This window comes from Streptococcus sp. Marseille-Q6504 (assembly GCF_965111625.1).
The window spans coordinates 128,941-144,967 of the sequence record NZ_CBCOON010000002.1 but is presented as its reverse complement, the minus strand read 5'-3'; the positions used below and the strand labels follow the sequence as shown (position 1 = coordinate 144,967).

The window sequence follows — 16,027 nt, the reverse complement described above, 5'->3', positions numbered from 1 at the left end:
TAACAATGTGATCACCACATGATTACCTAAATTGTAACAATAAGTGTGCCCCATGTCAAACCTCCACCGAAACCTGACAAGAGAATTTTTTGGCTACCATCCAAATGGATGAGTCCTTCTTCTACACACTCAGAAAGTAAAATCGGGATACTTGCCGCACTAGTATTTCCATACTTCATCATATTAGCAGGAAGCTTGTCACGATCGACACCGATTTTTTTAGCCATCTTATCTAAAATTCGAATATTCGCTTGATGAAGCAAGAGATAATCGAGTTCATCTGCTGATATTGGACTTTTTTCGATGGTCTGTTTAATAGATTTAGCCACGTCTCGAATTGCAAAGTCAAAAACTGCTCTCCCATCCATTTTCAAGAAAACATCTGGTTCTTCTTGAATCGAAAATGGTGAAATCAATCCTGTCTGTCCATAAGTGAGACACTCACCACGAGAACCATCGCTATTGAGACTTTCAGCTAAGAAATGTTTTTGGTCACTTGCCTCAAGTAGTACACCACCAGCTCCATCTCCGAACAAGACAGCTGTTGAGCGGTCAGACCAATCCAAAGATTTTGACATGGTCTCACTACCGATAACCAACCCCTTACGATATGTTCCTGAAGAAATGAACTTTTCTGCAGTCGATAGGGCAAAAACAAACCCACTACAAGCAGCTGTTAAATCATAGGCAAAAGCCTTATGAGCGCCAATCTTTGCCTGAACACGAGCTGCGGTTGAGGGCATCATTGAGTCAGGTGTCATAGTCGCTATAATGATGAAATCTAGCTCTTCAGCAGAAATCCCTGCCTTCTCTAGAAGTTGTTTTGCAACCTCTGTAGCCAAATCTCCTGTTGATTCTGTCTTAGAAATATGGCGTTCTTTAATCCCTGTCCGACTTGAAATCCATTCATCACTCGTATCCATGACCTGAGCCAAGTCTTCGTTAGTGATAATCTGCTCTGGAGCATAATGAGCGACCTGGCTTATTTTTGCAAAAGCCATTACTTCAAATCCTCCAAAAAGTGATAAAGATTAGTTAACCCTTTTCCCATAACTTCAATCTCTTCAGGACTCATGCCCTCGATAATTCTTTCGACCATGGCCTTATGGAAACGTTTATGAAGACGGTGAACGAGACGACCTTTCTTTGTCAAATGCAGATGTACTACACGACGATCTTGATCTGAACGGATACGTTCGATGTATCCTTTTCTCTCCAAATTGTTTAAACTCGTTGTCACAGTCCCTAGAGTTACCATCAACTCTTTGGAAACTTGACTCGGAGTCACTTCTGGATACTTACCGATAACATCAATCGTGTGCATTTCTTTGATAGAGATGTCTTTGAAACGACTACCTCGCAAACTTACTTCCTCGATCACTAGGACGTTGTTAAAAATTGATGTTAAATAATCATTGACTTGTTGGTAGTCCATTTCTCTTCCCTCCTTTATCAAAAAAAGTTTAATAATCAAAACATTTGACAAGAAAAGTATATCAAACTTCAAAGAATAGTGCAAGTATTTTTTATTTCCCGATAAATTTTGGACGTCTTCTTTCAGAATGTGCACGAACACCTTCTTTAAAATCTTCCGTATAGGATAGTGATTTTTGTAGTTCCAATTCAAGCTGAGCATATTCATGCCACTGCTTGAACTCACTTTCCCAAACAAGTTTCTTAATCGCAGAATAGGAATTTGAAGAACCACGTCTCAACTTCTTCAACAATTGTTCTCTAGTTTTCTCTAATTGTTCACTAGTACATAGACGATATAGAGCTCCTGCCTCCATTGCCTTTTCAGCGGTGAAAGCTTCTCCAGTCATAGCTAATTGAGTTGCTCTAGTTGCACCGAGCGATCTTGTCAGCAAGAATAATCCACCCGCGTCAGGAGCCAATCCTACACCTACAAAAGCCTGGATAAATTTAGACTTGTCAGATGCGATACAGAAATCAACTGCCAAGGCCATATTGGCTGCAGCTCCAGCAACTGCTCCATCCACCTCCATGATAACAGGTTTAGGAATCTGTTTAATCTTATAAGAAATAGTATTGACCAATTCAGCAATTCGAGTTAAGGAATCAATATCATCCTCATCTACAGCACGTTTCATTTCAACTAAATCGCCACCGACAGAAAACACCTTACCAGCAGCATTGATGAGAATAAATGAAACAGAATCGTCTTTTTCAGCTAATTCCAGTGCTTCTAAAATTTCTTCACACATAGGAATATGGAAACCATTTGCCACCTCGGGACGATTTAAAGTAATCACCGCTAAATCGTCTTGAATTTGAAAGATAATATGATTCATAGCCACTCCTTTAATTTAAAAAGCTGATTAAATTATTTTATCTTCAAAGTATATCTTTTTCTTTTTAGTTATACAAGCAAAAATCGATTAAAAGTGTATCAGCCGATTTTTTAAGGGTATTTTCTATACTAAAAATAACTAAGTTAAGCTAATCATGTCCAGACCTCTAATAAGATGTAGCCTTTCCTATTGCAGATTGAAAAAAGCCCTTCTTTCTGCTATAATCGTATAAAATACAAACTGAGGAGTTTTTATGAAGGTTGTAAAATTTGGAGGAAGTTCACTCGCCTCTGCAAGCCAATTGAAAAAGGTTTTAAACATTGTAAAAAGTGACCCTGAACGTCGTTTTGTAGTTGTGTCTGCACCAGGAAAGCGCGATGCTAAAGATACCAAGGTTACGGATGCTTTGATTAAATATTATCGTGATTATGTAGCAGGAAATGATATCAGTGCTAGTCAAAATTGGATTATCGATCGTTACGCTGCAATGGTTAGCGAACTAGGACTTAAACCAGCTGTTTTAGAACGAATCTCAAAAAGTATCCGAACTCTCGCTACCCTTCCAATTGAAAACAATGAATTTCTTTACGATACCTTCCTTGCTGCAGGAGAAAATAACAACGCTAAACTCATTGCAGCTTACTTTAACCAAAATGGATTAGAAGCTCGCTATGTTCATCCACGAGAGGCTGGTATTGTTGTTACAAGCGAACCTGGAAATGCTCGCATCATTCCTTCAAGTTATGATAAAATCGAAGAGCTCAATAATGGTACAGAAGTTCTAGTTATCCCAGGATTCTTTGGCGTGACCAAGGAAGATCAAATCTGTACCTTCTCACGTGGTGGATCTGATATCACTGGTTCAATTATCGCAGCTGGAGTTAAAGCTGACCTTTATGAAAACTTTACTGATGTTGACGGAATTTTTGCTGCCCACCCTGGTATCATTCACAAGCCACACTCAATCCCTGAATTGACCTACCGTGAAATGCGAGAGTTAGCCTATGCAGGTTTCTCTGTACTACATGACGAAGCACTCCTTCCAGCCTACCGCGGAAAAATCCCTCTTGTTATCAAAAATACCAATAATCCTGACCATCCAGGTACTCGCATCGTTCTGAAACACAGCAGTGATGAATTCCCAGTAGTGGGGATTGCTGGTGATTCTGGTTTTGTCAGCATCAATATGTCTAAGTACCTCATGAACCGCGAAGTTGGTTTTGGTCGTAAAGTACTTCAAATTCTAGAAGACCTGAATATTGGTTGGGAACACATGCCTACAGGTATCGATGACCTTTCTATCATCCTTCGTGAGCGCGAGCTTACACCAATCAAAGAGGAAGAAATCCTCCGTCAACTTGTTCAAAAAGCAGAGGTCGACCACGCTGAAATCGAACACGATCTCTCTATTATCATGATTGTTGGCGAAAAAATGAAGCGCCATATCGGGGTAACTGCTACAGCCACTCGTGCCTTATCTGAAAACAATATCAACATTCAAATGATGTCACAAGGTTCTAGTGAAGTTTCTATCATGTTCGTTGTCCACAAAGACCAAGAAAAAGCGGCTCTTAAGGCTCTCTACCAAGCATTTTTCGGCGAAAGTAAGGAAGACTAAACATGGCACAATCTCTCAATAAAGTCGTTGACTTACAAACTACTGGAACTTCTTACCTCTCTATACAAGGAAAAGTTGGAAAATTTCTGGTAGGAGACCAAGCCTTGGAGTTTTACTCGGATCGCAATATTGAGGATTATATTCAAATCCCATGGTCTAGCGTTAATCAAATCGGAGCCAATGTTTCAGGCCGTAAGGTTAGTCGTCATTTTGAAGTTTTTACAGACCAAGGAAAATTCCTCTTTGCCTCAAAAGACTCCGGAAAAATTCTTAAAATTGCTCGGGAAAAAATCGGAAATGAAAAGGTTGTGAAGCTTCCAACCTTACTCCAAATCATCGGTCGTAAAATCAAAAATCTATTTGCAAAAAAATAGAAAGTTTAGTATAATCATAGAAACGGATAAGTAGGTTATCCTCTTCTTCCAGAAAGTCTGCGGGTGCTGCGAGCAGATAGGAGAGATAGGTGAAATTCTACCGTTGTTTTAAATCAAATACAGAATCAAGTGCACACCTGTGAAGTTGGATGGAACCGTGGCTCTGCCACTCCAACGCTTTGTCAGGTGTGTTTTTTTCATAAAGGAGTTTATATGCTAGATATCAAACGTATTCGTACAGACTTTGATGCTGTCGCAGAAAAATTGGCTACACGTGGTGTAGACGCTGCTATCTTGAACGAGATGAAAGAAATCGATGCTAAACGTCGTGACATCTTGGTCAAGGTTGAAACCCTCAAGGCAGAGCGTAACACGGTTTCTGCTGAAATCGCCCAAGCTAAGCGCAACAAGGAAAATGCCGATGATAAGATTGCTGCCATGCAAACCCTATCTGCCGAAGTCAAAGCACTCGATGCAGAATTAGCTGAAATCGATGCTAAATTGACAGAATTTACCACTACTCTTCCAAACATCCCAGCTGACAGTGTTCCTATTGGGGCAGACGAAGATGATAACGTAGAAGTTCGCCGTTGGGGAACTCCTCGTGAGTTTGACTTTGAACCAAAAGCCCACTGGGATCTCGGAGAAGATCTTGGTATTCTTGACTGGGAACGTGGTGGAAAAGTCACTGGAGCTCGTTTCCTCTTCTATAAAGGCCTCGGAGCTCGCTTGGAACGTGCCATCTACAACTTTATGCTAGATGAGCATGGTAAGGAAGGTTATACTGAAGTCATCACCCCTTACATGGTTAACCATGATTCTATGTTTGGTACTGGCCAATATCCAAAATTCAAGGAAGATACGTTTGAATTGAAAGACACAAACTATGTCCTTATTCCTACAGCTGAAGTACCTTTGACTAACTACTACCGTGATGAAATTCTTGACGGAAAAGACTTGCCAATCTACTTTACTGCTATGAGTCCATCATTCCGTTCAGAAGCTGGTTCTGCTGGTCGCGATACTCGTGGCTTGATTCGTTTGCACCAATTCCACAAGGTAGAAATGGTGAAATTTGCTAAACCTGAAGAATCATACGAAGAACTAGAAAAGATGACAGCCAACGCTGAAAACATCCTTCAAAAACTCAACTTGCCATACCGTGTAGTTGCTCTTTCTACTGGAGATATGGGCTTCTCAGCAGCAAAAACTTACGACTTGGAAGTATGGATTCCTGCACAAAATACCTACCGTGAAATCTCAAGCTGTTCAAACACAGAAGATTTCCAAGCACGTCGTGCGCAAATTCGTTACCGTGATGAAGCCGATGGTAAGGTTAAACTTCTCCACACCTTGAACGGTTCTGGACTTGCTGTTGGACGTACAGTGGCAGCAATTCTTGAAAACTATCAAAACGAAGATGGTTCTGTTACTATTCCTGAAATCCTTCGTCCATACATGGGTGGAGCTGAAGTTATCAAACCATAACATTTTCAGATAAAAAAAGAGGAAGCTGTGCTCCCTCTTTTTAAGTAATTCAAAAGAAACAGGTAGAAATCATGATTTCTACCTGTTTTTATTTATTAGTAACCACCCATCATTGATGGATCCATAGCTGGAGCTGGTGCTACCGGTTCTGGCTTGTTAGCCACAACTGCTTCTGTTGTCAAGATAAGACTTGCAACTGAAGCTGCGTTTTGAAGGGCTGAACGGCTAACCTTAACAGGATCGATAATACCTGCTTCAATCATATTAACCCATTCACCTGTCGCAGCGTTGAAGCCAGTTCCAAGCTCTGCATTTTTCAAACGATCAATAACGATTGAACCTTCATAACCTGCATTGTAGGCAATTTGACGAACTGGCTCTTCTAAGGCACGAAGCACGATGTTGCGCCCTGTCGCTTCATCTCCTGTCAATTCCAAAGTTTCAACGGCTGAGATGACATTAACAAGGGCAGTACCACCTCCGGCAACGATACCTTCTTCCACGGCTGCACGAGTAGCGTTGAGGGCATCTTCAATGCGGAGTTTCATTTCTTTCAACTCAGTTTCAGTTGCAGCACCGACCTTGATAACTGCGACACCACCTGACAATTTTGCCAAGCGTTCTTGCAATTTTTCACGGTCAAATTCAGAAGTTGTAGTTTCAATTTGAGACTTGATAATCGCAACACGGTGAGAAATAGCTTCAGGATTTCCAGCACCTTCTACGATAACCGTGCTATCTTTGTCCACAGTTACTCTCGCTGCTTGACCTAGCGCCTCAATAGTAGCGTCTTTCAACTCAAGACCAAGATCTTCTGTGATGACTGTTCCACCTGTCAAGATAGCGATGTCTTCTAACATAGCCTTACGGCGGTCACCAAATCCAGGAGCCTTGACAGCTACGACATTGAAGGTTCCGCGAATCTTGTTCAATACAAGAGTCGGAAGAGCTTCGCCATCTACATCATCCGCAATAATCAAGAGTGGACGATTGCTTTGAAGAATGCTTTCTAGAAGTGGCAAGATTTCTTGGATATTTGAAATCTTCTTATCAGTAATCAAAATGTATGGATTTTCAAGATCAGCCACCATTTTTTCGCTATCTGTCACCATGTACTGCGATAGGTAACCGCGGTCGAACTGCATTCCTTCAACAACTTCAAGTTCTGTTTCCATACCACGTGATTCTTCAATAGTGATGACACCATCTTTACCAACTTTTTCCATGGCTTCAGAAATGTATTCACCGACTTTCTCAGAACGAGAAGATACGGCAGCAACCTGAGCGATGGCTTCTTTATTAGCAACTGGAATGGCATTGTTTTTCAAGGCTTCTACAGCTGCGGCAACTGCTGCTTCAATCCCACGACGAATGCCGATTGGATTAGCACCTGCTGTGACGTTTTTGATTCCTTCGCGGACGATTGCTTGAGTCAAAACAGTTGCAGTTGTTGTTCCGTCACCTGCAATATCATTTGTTTTTGAAGCTACTTCTGATACCAATTTGGCACCCATATTTTCAAAATGGTCTTCTAATTCAATTTCTTTGGCAATAGTAACACCGTCATTGGTAATCAATGGTGAGCCAAATGATTTTTCAAGAACGACATTACGACCTTTAGGTCCCAAAGTTACTTTAACAGTATCTGCTAGAATATCAACGCCACGAACCATAGCTGAACGAGCGTCTGATGAAAATTTAATGTCTTTTGCCATACTTACTTTCTCCTATTATTCTTCAACGATTGCCAAGATACTAGCTTCACCCACGATGAGGTATTTTTCATCCCCATCTTTAACATCAATACCTGCATGAGCTTCAACTAAAACATGATCTCCAGCTTTTACACTTGGAGCGACTAACTCACCGCTCAAGGTACGAACACCTTGTCCAGTAGCCACTACAGTAGCTGTTTTCGTTTCTTCTTGGCCTGATTTTGCGAGGACGAATCCCCCAGCAGTTTGTTCTTTTTCTTCAATTTTCAAGACCACACGGTCTCCTAATGGTTTCAACATCTGTTTTCCTCCATAAGATAATCATATTGTTAGCACTCTTTACACACGAGTGCTAAACCATAGTTCTATTGTATCACTTAGTCAGAAATAGTCAAGAAAAAAACACCTCAAAAATGAAAGAGATGTTCCTTTAATATTAATTGAGAATCGTCAACTTTTGATTGAAATCATCAATAACCTTTTGGAGATTGATCCGCCCGCGGTAGATACCATATCCAAAAACAACCATGCCCAAGATTCCAACCAAGGCAAGTAAAATTCCGAAAATTAAGAGTGGGAGGAAGCTTTTATGAAAAAGATAAATCAATACTACACCAATACTAGCAGTGATAAAGAGCAAACTGAACCAACGACCCAGATTTTCAAGCATGTGACGTTGATACTTAATTTCTGTTTCATATCCATTAACAAGTTCTTGTTTTGTAACCATGAAAATCCTCCTGAAAAAAAATTGAGAATGAAGTGTAAGAGAAGGAGATTAGTTTACTTCATTCTCAAAATTTTTACTAGTAAATATGGGGTACTCTCGACCTTAGTAATTAAGATGTGGGTCAAAGATACCTAGAGCAACACCAATTAAAGCGACAACAACTAGAATTAACATGACTTTGTTTGGTGAAACTTTTTTCTTAGACATCAACCACCAGCAAATAGTGATGAAGGTTGCTGTCAAGAGACCTGGATAAACACCATCAATCTTTTCTTGAATTTTAAGGAAGGCTTCTCCGTCAGCATTTTTGAATTCGAGGGCTGTTGTAACAGAGACCCAAGTCGCTGCTACGGCACCGATAACCATACCACCGACAACGCTGATTGCTTTACGAAGAGCTTGTCCTTTTGGTCCTACTAGGAATTCAACAGCTTTATCCCCTAATTGATACCCTTTGAAGAAGGCAAAGCGCATACCAAAGTAGACTAGGAAGTTCCATACGACGATGTAGAAGATAGCACCAGCGACGTTACCACCTTTAGAAAGACCAAGTGCAATCCCCAAAAGAACTGGAATCAAGGTACCAACGATCAAAGAGTCACCAATACCAGCGATTGGTCCCATCAAACCGGCACGCATCCCATTGATGGTTTCACCATCTACTGCATCTCCGTTTGCACGCGCTTCTTCCAAACCAGCTGTAATCCCTACAACAAGAGATCCAAGTTGCGGTTCAGTATTGAAAAAGGCGGTATAAGTTTGCATAGCATCTTTTTGTTCTTCTTTTGTATCATACATTTCTTCTACGATTGGAAGCATAGAAGTCAAGTACCCGAAGGTTTGCATGTGTTCTTGAGAGAAACAAGTCAAATGACCATAATACCAATGATGAAATGCTTTTGCTAATGTTTTCTTTGAAATTTTCTTTCTATCAGCCATTTTAAATATCCTCCTCATCATCGTCTACGTAAACAACCCCAGCCGGAGCAGCTTTCATAGATTTAATCACTTCAAGTTCATAGTAGATTACTGCAAAGATCAATGAAACAACTGCACTAGCTACCAAGTTCAAGCCGAGAGATTTAGCCAAGGTAAATCCAACAAAGAATGGAATGAAGTCAGTTGCTTTTGTAACAATTTGTTTCAACAAGATAGCAATACCGACACATGGGAGAAGGGCTCCAACTGTAAAGAGGGCTTTCATCCAGAAACCATCCATAGGAAGGTAAAGTTTCATCAAATCAACCATGTTTTCACCATATTTGGTGATAATCATAGTTGGAAGGAAAGAGAAGAGGAAGTGAGAGATCCATGGGTAAACCCAGTCAACTGCGTAGAGTTTTTTGAAGTTTCCTTCTTCAACGGCTTTCCAACCAATGTGTTGCCAAAGCAAGTTCATGGTAGCTGTACCGTAGAAAAGAACAGTACCGATTGTCCCAACGGCTGCACCGATTGGGGCTGCAGCTGCTGCAATTCCAGCTTCGTCTGTGATGTGATTTGCATGCACAAACAAGATAGCAAGAGGAACACCGATATAAGAGATGGCACGAACATCGGCAGATACGGTTCCACCAGGTGTTACCAAGGCGATATAAACGACTTGAAGGGCAACCCCGACCATAATACCGGTTGTCACATCTCCAAGAATTAAACCTGAAATCAACCCACCAATCAAAGGACGACCGAGTGTATAGTTCCCGATACTGGAACCACCCATACCAGGCATTGAAGACAAGCTGGCGAAAACAGCAAGCAAGATTGCTTGAATCCATGAAATTGTCATAACAAACGCTCCTTTTTGTTTGTAAATTTATTTAACAGTTGAACTGTTAGTTTTAAAAACCAAATTTTGATTTGAAATCATCCCAATAACCGATCGAAACATCAGGCAACAACTGGAATTTCACCTTATATCCTGCTGCTTGAATGGCTTGGAAGGCTTCTGCTTCTTCCTGAGTGATGGATTGGTTATTACCCAATTTCACTGCACCAGGACGATCATTTGCAGGGCCAACGATGATTTCTTTAACATCTCCTGGGAAAAAACCTTGATCCACCAAAATTTCCTTCATATCGATTGGATTTTTGGTGATCAAGAAGTACCGACTGTCAGATTCCGTTACTTTTGCTGACTTTTCTTTAAAGGCCTCTTTTGTCCATACAAAGGTTTTCTTGTCTGATGCGCCTTTGTAAGCTTGGATCAAAACCTTGTTTGATGCTGCTGCATCATTTACGGCAATCAAACCATCACATGGTTTTTCTTTTGCCCAGCGTGTGACTGTTTGACCGTGAATCATGCGGTCATCAATCCGTACAAATGTTACTACCATAAGGTACCCCCCTATTAAATATCGTCATCATCTTCTTTAGCACTAGTGGCTGAAACTTCAAAAGGTTGTAGTGCAGATTGTGCTTCTGATAAGATAGTTGCTGACAAATCGTCTCCATCCAACACATCCTTCATCACAACTGCTGTCAAGGCCATGGTGAGGTTCATCCCACCAAGGATCAAAGTTCCATCTAGCTTTCCAGCTTCTTCTAGGACAGTGGCTGCCGTGGTTAATGGACTACCACCTACAATATCTGCCAAGACCAGCACAGAATCATCTGCTGTCAATTCTGAAATGCTCTCTCTAAAGTCAACTGCAAAGTCATCGACTGATTTTCCTTCTTTGAGTCCAACTGCGATGACTTGATTCATCTTGTCACCAGCAAACATAGCTAGCGATGTTTTTAGCCCTTCTGCCAATCCACCATGACTGACTAAAATGAGGTATTTCATTTTGCTACGCCTCCTTTATTTGACTCTATTGTAGATTATTTGGAAGCGCTTTTACATTGTCAAATGTCACATTATAAACATGACATTTAGCAATAAAAAAATGACATCTGTCACTTGACACGATGTCATCTTATTTTCTTTAAACTCCTACCTGAAGACTACTTTCAATCTCCCTTTGAATTTGCGGCAGGCGGTTCTCAACATCCTGATCGCGTAAAGCATTGCTAATTAAATAGTCCAGCTTTTCTAACACTTCTTTGGATACATTCTTGGGACTACTTTCAACAGCTTGTTCCATGATACGATTTAAGGTCTGATTGGTCAAGGAATCCGTGCCAAAATCATCTACCTGTAGAAGATCTTTACTAGACTGACTTTGGACCACCTGTGGCATAACGGAAATCCCTTGAGATTGTGCAAAGAGGAGTTGTTGAATTTCTGGATCCTCTGTCAACACTTGCATCAATTCCCAAGCTAACTTTGAATGAGGAGTCCGAGCTGACATAGCAAAAGAAGTAGTCGTAACCAAGGTCGCCTTGGTGGTTTTTGACTTAGCAGGCATAGGAATACAGGTCCAGGTGAAGTTTGAATATTTGGAAACATGGTAGGGATAAGGTTTATAAGTCCTATATTGAGCCAAAGTCATGGGGTAAAACGCTACTTTCCCTTGGTCAAAATCTTTGGAACTCACCTTATAGTTCTTATTCAGCTCTTCCAATTTTTGTAAAAAAGTCAAAGATTCTTTGACTTCTGGAGCCGTAAGTTTGAGCATCCCACCCTGAAAGAGACTACCCCCATTTGCTGCCAAAGCTTCTTTCCAGGTGTATTCTGTACTCCCAAACTGATCCAATTGACCATCTCCATTGGTATCTTTGGTTAGTTTTTTACAAATTGTATAGAACTCTTCCAAGCTCCAACCTTCTTTGGGAACCTCAATGCCTTCTTTATCCAGCAAATCTTTATTGACACACATCAAAATAGGATTACTTTCATATGGCAAGGCATAGGTTTGCCCCTGATAGACACCTGATTCAAATGCAACAGGATAAAAAGCAACTTGGTCTTCTTTATTCATATAGCCGTTTAACTTTTCTAAAACGCCACGTGCCGCCAATAAGGACAAATCTTTCTCAGAAACCATAAACACATCAGGGGTCTTTCCTGATACAATTTTTTCTGAGAGCCAGTTTGAATATTCCGACTGCGGAATTCCATTTTCATATTCCACACGAACATTAGGATGGGACTTTTCAAATTTTTGGATCGCAAGATCCAATGCATGGGAACGTTGACTGGTCGGTACATCCCAACTAGAACCTGCATAAACTCCTATATGAAGGACGGTCGGTTGCTGTTTCCACCAATAAAAACCAGCACTCAAAGAGAGCATAAAAAGGAGACAAATCCCTAAACAAAGTTGCTTTCGCTTCAATTTCATTCCGTATTTCCTTTTGAAAAATCACGTCGGGTCACTCCTGTTTGGACTGACCAAATCGCTAATTGCGTTCGATCTCTTAGGTTTAATTTCGACAAAATCGTTGATAAGTAATTACGAACAGTTCCTTCTGATAAAAAGAGTTTAGCCGCAATCTCTTTATTTGACTCACCATAGCCAATCTCTTGGATAATGCGCCATTCCGTCATACTCAAATCCTTAACGTTATCCTCATCCACAGCAATAGAGAAATTTGATTTGGCCATTTGTGAGAAAATTTGAAAGACCTTGCTTGCGATATCAGGGTTGATCATTGCTCCTCCCTGATGCACCACCTTAATAGCTTCATAAAGCTCCTCTGTCGAGGCTCCTTTTAAGAGATACCCTGAAGCACCATACTTGAGCGCACTATAGATAAATTCATCATCGTCAAAGGTTGTTAAAATAATAATTTTGATATCCGGATAGTGCTCTTTTACTTCTTTTGTAGCTAAAACCCCATCCATGCCTGGCATCCGAATATCCATTAAGATTAAATCTGGATGCGAGTGTGGAATGCTAGATAAGACATGATTCCCATCTTCCACTGTGGCTACCACTTCAATATCTGAGTAGGCCGACAAAATAATTTTCAAAGATTCTCGAATCAAGGACTGGTCATCCGCCACCATTACTTTTATCATCATCTCTTATCTCCCTTCTTTATATTTTGGTAAACTAACACGTGTGAAAAATCCATCGCGACTTTCAAATTGAAGCTGGCCTCCTAGAATTGAAATACGCTCCATCATCTGCTTGAGCCCATATCCATAGGTCAAGGTTTCAAACCCAACTCCATTATCCTGCAACTCAATCATGTAATCTTCTTCGTCCTCAAAAAAATGGAGGACCATGTGGCTGGCATGACCGTGGCGAACCGCATTAGTCATAGATTCTTGTATCACACGAAAGATTGTATCTTCAATCATGACGTCCATATCGACATCGATCCATTCATAGTTGAGATCAACTTGCAAGTTTGAAAGAATTTGGTATTCGCGGATTGTCTTTTCTAAAGCATCTTTGAGAGTTCGCTCCTCAAGGGCTCCTGGACGAAGGCGATTTAGAGAGCCTCTCACATCCTGGATTCCTTCACGGACGACTTCTGATACGTTTTTTACCTGTTCTTTGGCACGACTTGGATTGATATCAATCAAGACCCCGACAGCATCTAAACCTGCTGAAATCCCTGTTAACGCGTGTCCCAAGGTATCGTGAATCTCCCGAGCAATCCGCTTGCGCTCCCGATCCTCCGCAATCTTCTCAGATAAGGCCATATAGTTGTTCAACTCGGTATTAACCTTGGACACCATGGCCAGCTCTTGTTCAACTTCATGATTTTCCGCAAGGACATTCATGATATAAAATAAAAGTGAAATAATGAAGAGTACCATATTCAAGGCGTAGAGGGAATTCTTTAAGAAAAAGGCCAAAATACGGATAGATTCAGGATAAAAATAAATATAGGTATCAAGAGAAGGAATTGGGAAGAAAAGCGAAAAGACGTCTGAATTGGTTACAAGGAGCATCAAGAAGCTCACTAGGATAAAGGCAAACCAATACTTCCGATCTCTCTTGGTATTCAACTCTTTGGAGCCATAGAAGATATCCGCAAAAACCAAGAGAATGAGCCCGTTATAAGCTATGTTCTGAACCCACATCAACAGTAGCATCAGGAGAATCTCCAGAAGATTCCTCTTATCAAAAATGGACCATCGACTTGTTTGAGGTCTATAACGACTCATTGATATTAAGGCAATCCCAGCAAATAAGATTGCTGACAACCAAAAAGTCGTAGATGGAGCAAAAGGAATACGCTCTAGGCGCTCCAATAATAGAGAGGCTTGGCGTTGAGCGATGATATAGTTGGTTGCTTGAAGATAGATGATGCTGTTGAGCATAACAGCAATAAAATTCACGACCATAAGAATGGCCAAACTGTATCGAACACCTCTAAACTTTCTCATTACTGCCACCCATTCACATCAAACTGATCAATGTTTTCCTTTGTCATCATTTCAACTGGAATAATCACCTCTTTGGTATAGCTCTTCCCTTCAGAAATATCTTGGATAACTTCCATAACACGGTCTCCCATCTTCAAGGGAGATTGAGCAACGGTTCCCACTACATCATCCGTCGAGTGCAACAAGGATTTCATATCTGGTGAGCCATCAATTCCATAAATTGCAATGGACTGGCTATTTCCTTGCTCCTTAATTGCAGCTAAAGCTCCTATAGCCGAGCGGTCATTTAAGGCAACCAAGGTATCAATTTCAACCCCTGATTGTAAAAAATTCTGGACAGCCGGCATGGCGATCTCCGTTTGCCCCTTGGTTTCTAGTTCCGATACAATCTGATAAGAACTGTGCCCCTCTATAGTGTCTTTAAACCCCTGAATCCGCGTATCTGCTGAGACAGTCCCTTTATGCTCCAAAAGGAGGACTCGAGCGCTAGAAGAACGTTTCATGAGCTCTTTAGCAATCATTACTCCCGCTTGGTAGTTATCAGATACAATACTTGCATCGGGCTTAAAATTTTTCAGTTGGGTATCGACTGCAATGATTTTAATTCCTTGTTTTCTAGCTTTTTCAAGAGCAGTTAAAATGGACTGGCTATCCCCCTTGACCGGATTGATCACAATCACATCAACTTTTTGAGCACAAAAATCATCAATCTGCTTGCTCTGCCTTTCTTCATCCAATTCTGGATCTCGGACGCAAACAAGAGCTCCTCTTTCATCGGAAATTCTACTAATTTCCGAATGAATACTTTTATAGAACTCATTATTCATGGTCATATAGGTTACACCAATTTTAGTCTGATCCTTGATGCCACTTGTTTGACAACGGCCAAAAATCCAAAAGAGAGTACAGACCACTGGGAGCAGCAATAATATACGCTTTATCAGCCATTTCAACAATTCTTTTTTCTCTTTGTTTCCCTTCAAGCTTCGTTCCTTTTTCTGAAAATTTTGAATATACTTTACTTTATTTTACTATTTTTTCAAAAAAAGTGCTTGATTTTATTGTACAAATGCATTTAACTATTTTATTTCAAAGAAATAATTCCCGAATCATTTGACTATTATAAACCAAAAAAGCTGGTCTATTGACGAACCAGCTTTCTTTATTATTACTAGAAGGGAAGTTCCTCCTCTTCCAAAACTAGATCTGCTAAGTCTTGGCCTGCATTATTTTCACGCATAGCACGTTGGGCACGACTTTCCAAAAGTTGGAAGCCTGTAGCGAGAACTTCGGTCACATAGTTGGTCTGACCATTTTTCTCGAACTTACGGGTACGAAGCTCCCCGTCTACGGAAATGAGACTACCTTTGCTTGCATAGCTAGCCAAAGTTTCAGCAAGTTTGCCCCAAACAACAATATTGATGAAGTCAGCTTCACGTTCCCCATTTTGGTCCTTGAAACGACGGTTAATGGCAATAGTCGCACGAGCCACTGACTTGTCGTTGTTGGTTTTGTGCAACTCTGGTGTTGCAACGATTCTTCCGATAAGAATAACTTTATTAAACAT

18 protein-coding genes are annotated in these 16,027 nt (G+C 40.7%); 3 read left to right on the top strand and 15 right to left on the bottom strand.

All coding sequences use genetic code 11. From position 1 onward, the window contains the following. Positions 1 to 26: 26 nt before the first annotated feature. From ACWPUA_RS02825 to ACWPUA_RS02815, 3 genes are all read right to left on the bottom strand, one after another. Entirely contained in the window at positions 27 to 1,001 is a 975-nt protein-coding gene (locus ACWPUA_RS02825; protein WP_006151802.1) for a beta-ketoacyl-ACP synthase III, read from the bottom strand. Next, positions 1,001 to 1,435 carry a fatty acid biosynthesis transcriptional regulator FabT gene (gene fabT, locus ACWPUA_RS02820; protein WP_004251873.1) on the bottom strand — a complete coding sequence of 145 codons (435 nt, stop codon included), beginning with the start codon at positions 1,433 to 1,435 and terminating at the stop codon, positions 1,001 to 1,003. The genes ACWPUA_RS02825 and fabT overlap by 1 nt, the downstream gene beginning before the upstream one ends. Before the next feature lie 91 nt (positions 1,436 to 1,526). Next, positions 1,527 to 2,312 carry an enoyl-CoA hydratase gene (locus ACWPUA_RS02815; protein WP_454378970.1) on the bottom strand — a complete coding sequence of 262 codons (786 nt, stop codon included), beginning with the start codon at positions 2,310 to 2,312 and terminating at the stop codon, positions 1,527 to 1,529. A 253-nt stretch (positions 2,313 to 2,565) separates the two neighbouring features. Here ACWPUA_RS02815 and ACWPUA_RS02810 point away from each other — a divergent pair, with 253 nt between their 5' ends. The 3 genes from ACWPUA_RS02810 (at position 2,566) to serS (ending at position 5,792) form a co-directional block, all read left to right on the top strand. Then, complete coding sequence (locus tag ACWPUA_RS02810) at positions 2,566 to 3,930, top strand: aspartate kinase (protein ID WP_006147931.1); 1,365 nt, start codon at positions 2,566 to 2,568, stop codon at positions 3,928 to 3,930. 2 nt (positions 3,931 to 3,932) lie between these two features. Next, the gene (locus ACWPUA_RS02805) at positions 3,933 to 4,304 is read left to right on the top strand and encodes a DUF956 family protein (RefSeq protein WP_004251868.1); all 372 of its coding nucleotides are present in this window, start codon (positions 3,933 to 3,935) and stop codon (positions 4,302 to 4,304) included. A 213-nt stretch (positions 4,305 to 4,517) separates the two neighbouring features. Further along, positions 4,518 to 5,792, top strand: a complete 1,275-nt coding sequence (gene serS / locus ACWPUA_RS02800; RefSeq protein ID WP_454378967.1) for a serine--tRNA ligase — start codon at positions 4,518 to 4,520, stop codon at positions 5,790 to 5,792. A 95-nt stretch (positions 5,793 to 5,887) separates the two neighbouring features. Here the strand turns inward: serS and groL are convergent, their stop codons facing one another. The 12 genes from groL to ACWPUA_RS02740 all read right to left on the bottom strand — a co-directional run bounded on the left by groL (position 5,888) and on the right by ACWPUA_RS02740 (position 16,027). Then, positions 5,888 to 7,507: a chaperonin GroEL gene (gene groL / locus ACWPUA_RS02795; RefSeq protein WP_454378965.1), complete on the bottom strand. Its 1,620-nt coding sequence runs from the start codon at positions 7,505 to 7,507 to the stop codon at positions 5,888 to 5,890. 15 nt (positions 7,508 to 7,522) lie between these two features. Next, positions 7,523 to 7,807: a co-chaperone GroES gene (groES, locus tag ACWPUA_RS02790; RefSeq protein WP_269797236.1), complete on the bottom strand. Its 285-nt coding sequence runs from the start codon at positions 7,805 to 7,807 to the stop codon at positions 7,523 to 7,525. A 136-nt stretch (positions 7,808 to 7,943) separates the two neighbouring features. Beyond that, complete coding sequence (locus tag ACWPUA_RS02785) at positions 7,944 to 8,237, bottom strand: DUF202 domain-containing protein (protein ID WP_414277170.1); 294 nt, start codon at positions 8,235 to 8,237, stop codon at positions 7,944 to 7,946. 102 nt (positions 8,238 to 8,339) lie between these two features. Then, positions 8,340 to 9,194 carry a PTS system mannose/fructose/sorbose family transporter subunit IID gene (locus ACWPUA_RS02780; protein ID WP_454379312.1) on the bottom strand — a complete coding sequence of 285 codons (855 nt, stop codon included), beginning with the start codon at positions 9,192 to 9,194 and terminating at the stop codon, positions 8,340 to 8,342. Continuing rightward, positions 9,178 to 10,020 (bottom strand): PTS mannose/fructose/sorbose/N-acetylgalactosamine transporter subunit IIC, encoded by an 843-nt coding sequence (locus ACWPUA_RS02775; protein ID WP_006151610.1) that lies wholly within the window; start codon positions 10,018 to 10,020, stop codon positions 9,178 to 9,180. The genes ACWPUA_RS02780 and ACWPUA_RS02775 overlap by 17 nt, the downstream gene beginning before the upstream one ends. Before the next feature lie 52 nt (positions 10,021 to 10,072). Then, positions 10,073 to 10,567, bottom strand: coding sequence for a PTS system mannose/fructose/N-acetylgalactosamine-transporter subunit IIB (locus ACWPUA_RS02770; RefSeq protein WP_254724525.1), 495 nt, complete (start codon positions 10,565 to 10,567; stop codon positions 10,073 to 10,075). Between the two features lie 14 nt (positions 10,568 to 10,581). Next, positions 10,582 to 11,019, bottom strand: coding sequence for a PTS sugar transporter subunit IIA (locus tag ACWPUA_RS02765; RefSeq protein ID WP_454378961.1), 438 nt, complete (start codon positions 11,017 to 11,019; stop codon positions 10,582 to 10,584). A gap of 139 nt (positions 11,020 to 11,158) precedes the next feature. Then, the gene (locus tag ACWPUA_RS02760) at positions 11,159 to 12,457 is read right to left on the bottom strand and encodes an ABC transporter substrate-binding protein (RefSeq protein ID WP_250306800.1); all 1,299 of its coding nucleotides are present in this window, start codon (positions 12,455 to 12,457) and stop codon (positions 11,159 to 11,161) included. Then, positions 12,454 to 13,137 (bottom strand): response regulator transcription factor, encoded by a 684-nt coding sequence (locus ACWPUA_RS02755; RefSeq protein ID WP_254724613.1) that lies wholly within the window; start codon positions 13,135 to 13,137, stop codon positions 12,454 to 12,456. Before ACWPUA_RS02755 ends, ACWPUA_RS02760 begins: the two co-directional genes overlap by 4 nt. A 6-nt stretch (positions 13,138 to 13,143) precedes the next feature. After that, a complete protein-coding gene (locus tag ACWPUA_RS02750; protein ID WP_454378959.1) occupies positions 13,144 to 14,460 on the bottom strand; it encodes a sensor histidine kinase in 1,317 nt (438 codons plus the stop codon). Beyond that, a complete protein-coding gene (locus tag ACWPUA_RS02745) occupies positions 14,460 to 15,443 on the bottom strand; it encodes a substrate-binding domain-containing protein (protein WP_250306798.1) in 984 nt (327 codons plus the stop codon). Before ACWPUA_RS02745 ends, ACWPUA_RS02750 begins: the two co-directional genes overlap by 1 nt. Before the next feature lie 188 nt (positions 15,444 to 15,631). After that, a complete protein-coding gene (locus ACWPUA_RS02740; protein ID WP_414309940.1) occupies positions 15,632 to 16,027 on the bottom strand; it encodes a single-stranded DNA-binding protein in 396 nt (131 codons plus the stop codon).